1 protein-coding gene is annotated in these 4,611 nt (G+C 67.4%); it reads right to left on the bottom strand.

Features of this window, described 5'->3' with window-relative positions; all coding sequences use genetic code 11:
* The coding region (locus tag ACFV88_RS35950) for a type I polyketide synthase (protein ID WP_385496432.1) at positions 1–4,611 on the bottom strand (4,611 nt) is incomplete at both ends.

Raw genomic sequence — 4,611 nt, 5'->3', positions numbered from 1 at the left:
CCACCAGAATCACCCGGCAACCCCACCTCAGCAAACACCACATCACCCACACGCCACGCCACACGCACACCCCTAAACAACAACCCATAATCAAACCCAAGCTCAGCCATCCCCGCATACAAATCACCCCCAGAAACCTCCACACCACCCACCGGCGGCCACACCTCCGGCACCCACGAAGACACCAACCCCACATCCTCCACACCCAACCAACCACGCGCATGACACCTCAACTCACCCCCACCATCACCCTCAGACCGAGCAAAAATCACCACCTCACGACGACCATCCACCCCCACCACACCCACCGAAACCCGCAACTGAACCGACTCACCCTCCTCCAACAACAAAGGCGACTCCATCACCAACTCATCCACCACCGGAAAACCAACCCGACGACCAGCAGCCAACGCCAACTCCACCCACGCAGTCCCCGGCACAATCACCAAACCCAACACCACATGATCCCGCACCCACGGCTGCGACTCAGCAGAAAACCGCCCCGTAAACACCCACTCATCACGATCACCCACCTGCACCGCCGCCGCCAACACCGGATGCTCCACCCGATCCAGGCCGGCCGCCGACACATCACCCACACCCACCGACGGCATCAACCAATAATTCCCACGCTGGAAAGCGTAGGTCGGCAGATCCACCCGCTGGGTTCCGGTTCCGTCGTACACCGCTTCCCAATCCACGGCGACGCCCGCACCATGCGCCTGTCCCAGCGAGAGCAAGAGCCGGGACATGCCTCCTTCACCGCGCCGCAGTGATCCGACCACAGCCACGCGGTCCGCCACACCTAGCGTTTCAGCGGTCTCCTCAATGGCCATCGTCAGCACCGGGTGCGGAGACATCTCCAGGAAACTTCCGGTGCCGTTCTCGATCAGGGCCCGGATCGCGGGCTCGAAGCCCACCTGTCCACGCAGGTTCTGGTACCAGTACCCGGCGTCCATCGTGGTGCTGTCGATGAAGGCGCCCACCGCGGTGGAGTACACAGGAACCTTCCCCGGCATCGGTGTCACGGATGCCAGCGTCTCTAGAAGCTCGGTCTCCAACGCCTCGACCTGTGCGGTGTGCGAGGCGTAGTCGACCTTGACCCGCCGGGCCCGAACGTCCTCGCGTTCGCACGTCGCCAACAGCTCGTCCAGGGCGTCCGGCTCCCCCGCGACCACGACCGACGAAGGGCCGTTCACCGTCGCCACCGACACCCGACCCGCATACGGAGCGATCAGCTCCTCAGCCCGCTCCGCACCCACCGCAACGGACATCATCCCGCCGAGCCCAGCCAACCGGTCACGCACCAACTGACTACGCACCGCCACGATCCGCGCGGCATCCCGCAACGACAACCCACCCGCCACATACGCCGCAGCAATCTCCCCTTGGGAGTGTCCGACCACCGCGGACGGTTCGACACCGTACGAACGCCACACCGCCGCCAGGCCGACCATCACCGCGAACAACGCCGGCTGCACCACATCCACGCGCTCCAACGACGGCGCACCCTCAACACCCCGCAACACATCCTCAAGCCGCCACTCCACAAACTCCGACAACGCCTCCCCACACGCAGCTACTTCAGCGGCGAACACCGGAGACGCATCCAACAACCCCACCGCCATACCCACCCACTGCGCACCCTGACCCGGGAACACGAACACCGACTTCACACCCGCACCGGCAACCTGCCCCTCCACCACGTTCACCGCAGGAGCAGCCGAAGCCAGCGCGTCCAGACCCGCCAGCAGTTCCTCACGGTCCGCGGCCACCACCATCGCCCGCCGCTCCAGCAGCGCACGGGTGGTGGCTGAGGAGAAGCCGACGTCCGCCACGGTCAGGTCCGAGTTCGCAGCGACACGCTCGCGCAGTCGCCGTGCCTGGTCCCGCAGGGCGGCTTCGCCACGAGCTGACACCAGGACGGGCAGGGCTCCGCCCAGGTCCGCGGCTTCGGGCGCCTCGATCTCCGCCCGCTGCTCGATCGGGGCTTCCTCCACGATGATGTGCGCGTTGGTTCCGCTGACCCCGAACGACGACACACCCGCGCGACGGGGACGGCCCTCAGCCCTCCACTCCCGCGCCTCCGTCAACAGCTGAACGTCGCCCGACGTCCAGTCGACGTGCGGCGACGGCTCGTCCACGTGCAACGTCGACGGCAACACTCCGTGGCGCATGGCCATCACCATCTTGATGACACCCGCCACACCAGCCGCAGCCGACGTATGACCAATGTTCGACTTGATGGAACCCAGCCACAGCGGGTCCCCCACACGCTCAGCGCCGTAGGTCGCCAACAACGCCTGCGCCTCGATCGGGTCACCCAACTTCGTCCCCGTACCGTGGCCTTCGACCGCGTCCACGTCGGACGGAGACAGCCCGGCACTCGCCAACGCCTGCCGAATCACCCGCTCCTGCGACGGACCATTCGGCGCCGTGATGCCGTTGCTGGCACCGTCCTGGTTCACCGCGCTTCCACGCAGCACGGCCAAGACCTTGTGGCCCTTGCGGTGAGCGTCCGACAACCGTTCCACGACGAGCACACCCACACCGTCGGCGAAACCGGTGCCATCCGCGGACGAGGCGTACGCACGGCACCGTCCGTCGGGCGACAATCCGCGCTGGCGGCTGAACTCCGTGAGCAGGAAGGGGCCGGACATGATCGTCACGCCGCCGATGAGCGCCATCTCGCACTCACCCGCTCGCAGCGCCTGGGACGCGAAGTGCAGGGCAACGGCGGAGGAGGAGCAGGCCGTGTCCACGGAGACCGCCGGACCCTCAAGTCCCAGGATGTACGCGATCCTGCCGGAAACGACACTGGTACTCGATCCGGTGAGGCGGAAGCCCTCCACCTGCGACGTGGATCCGTTGACACCGTAGTCAGAGGAGCTGACCCCGCAGAAGACGCCGGTGTTGCTTCCCTTGAGCGAGGTGGGGTCGATTCCTGCGTGCTCGAACGCCTCCCACGAGGACTCCAGCAACAGCCGCTGCTGCGGATCCATGGCCGTCGCCTCACGCGGGCTGATTCCGAAGAAGTCGGCATCGAACAGGCCCGCGCCTTCAACGAATCCGCCACCGCGCGCGTACACGGTCCCCAACTGGTCGGGGTTGGGGTCGTAGAGCCGCTCCAGGTCCCATCCGCGGTCGATCGGGAACGGTCCGATGGCGTCCCGACCGGAAGCCACCAGTTCCCACAGTTCGTCGGGCGATGTCACACCGCCCGGGTACCGGCAGCTCATGCCCACGATCGCCAAGGGTTCGCCGGCATCCACCGGCTGGGTCCGCGCCACCTCACGGCCAGCCCCCGCAGCCCGTGCGCCCACCGTCACCTGCGACACCAGGAATCGCGCGACGGCTGCCGGGGACGGGTGGTCGAAGACGAGGGTGGCGGGTAGACGCGCACCGGTGACCTGGGTGAGCCGGTTGCGCAGTTCGACCGCGCTCAGCGAGTCGAAGCCGAGGTCCTTGAACGCTCGCTCCGGTTCGACCGAAGCCGCTGACGCATGACCGAGCACCGACGCCACCTGTGCCTGGACGAGTTCGAGGACGATCCGCTCGCGCTCCGCTTCGGGCACCTCGGCCAGCCGTTGGGCCAGTGCACCTGTCTGGGACTCGGACTTGGGCGGCACCTTGACCAGACCGCGCAGCAGCGGCGGAAGCAGTCCTGCCCTCGCCTGGACGCGCAGCACCGCGGTGTCCAGCTCAGTGGGAACGACCACGGTCGCATCCGCTTCGAGGGCCTGGTCGAACAGCGCCAGGCCGGTTTCGGCGGTGAGCGCGCTCAGGCCCATCCGTTCCAGACGGGCGAGCTCGGCCTGGCCGAGTCTTGCCCCCATGCCTTCGCTCTGGGACCACAGACCCCAGGCCAGGGAGGTGGCGGGCAGTCCCGCGGCGCGGCGGGTCGCAGCAAGCGCGTCGAGCGCGGCGTTCGCCGCGGCGTAGTTGCCCTGACCCGGGCTCCCCATCAACGCCGCCATGGAGGAGAACACGATGAACGCGGAGAGGTCGGCGTCGGCGGTCAGTTCGTGGAGGTGCCAGGCCGCGTCAATCTTGGGACGCATGACGCGGTCGATTTGCTCGGCGGTCAACGACTCCACGAGACCGTCGTCCAACACACCCGCCGTGTGTACGACGCCGGTCAACGGGCGCTCCGCCGCTGCCAGTACCGCGGCCAGCTGCTCACGGTCGGACACATCGCAGGCCACAACCCGAGCCGCACAACCCAACGCGTCCAACTCCGCAACCAGCTCCGCGGCGCCCTCAGCCGCAGGACCACGCCGGCTCAGCAGCAGAAGGTCACGCACATTGTGCGAGGCAGCGAGGTGACGGGCGAAGATCGCACCCAAGCCACCCGTACCACCCGTGACCACGACCGTCCCCTCCGGATCGAAGGACCGAACGACCGCGTCCGACGCTCCAGCAGCCGAACGGATCAAGCGCGGCGCCAACCACTGCCCATCACGCACCGCGAGCTGCGGCTCGTCCGAACCCAGCAACGCACCCCAGTCCGGCTCCCGGTCACCCTCCACATCCACCAGAACGAACCGACCCGGATGCTCCGACTGCGCACTCCGCAACAAACCCCACACCGCAGCCTGCGCCACATCCGCA

Source organism: Streptomyces sp. NPDC059816 (assembly GCF_042732055.1).
Classification (GTDB): Bacteria; Actinomycetota; Actinomycetes; order Streptomycetales; family Streptomycetaceae; genus Streptomyces.
The sequence above is the reverse complement of the archived record's forward strand: the minus strand, read 5'-3'. Positions and strand labels throughout refer to the sequence as shown.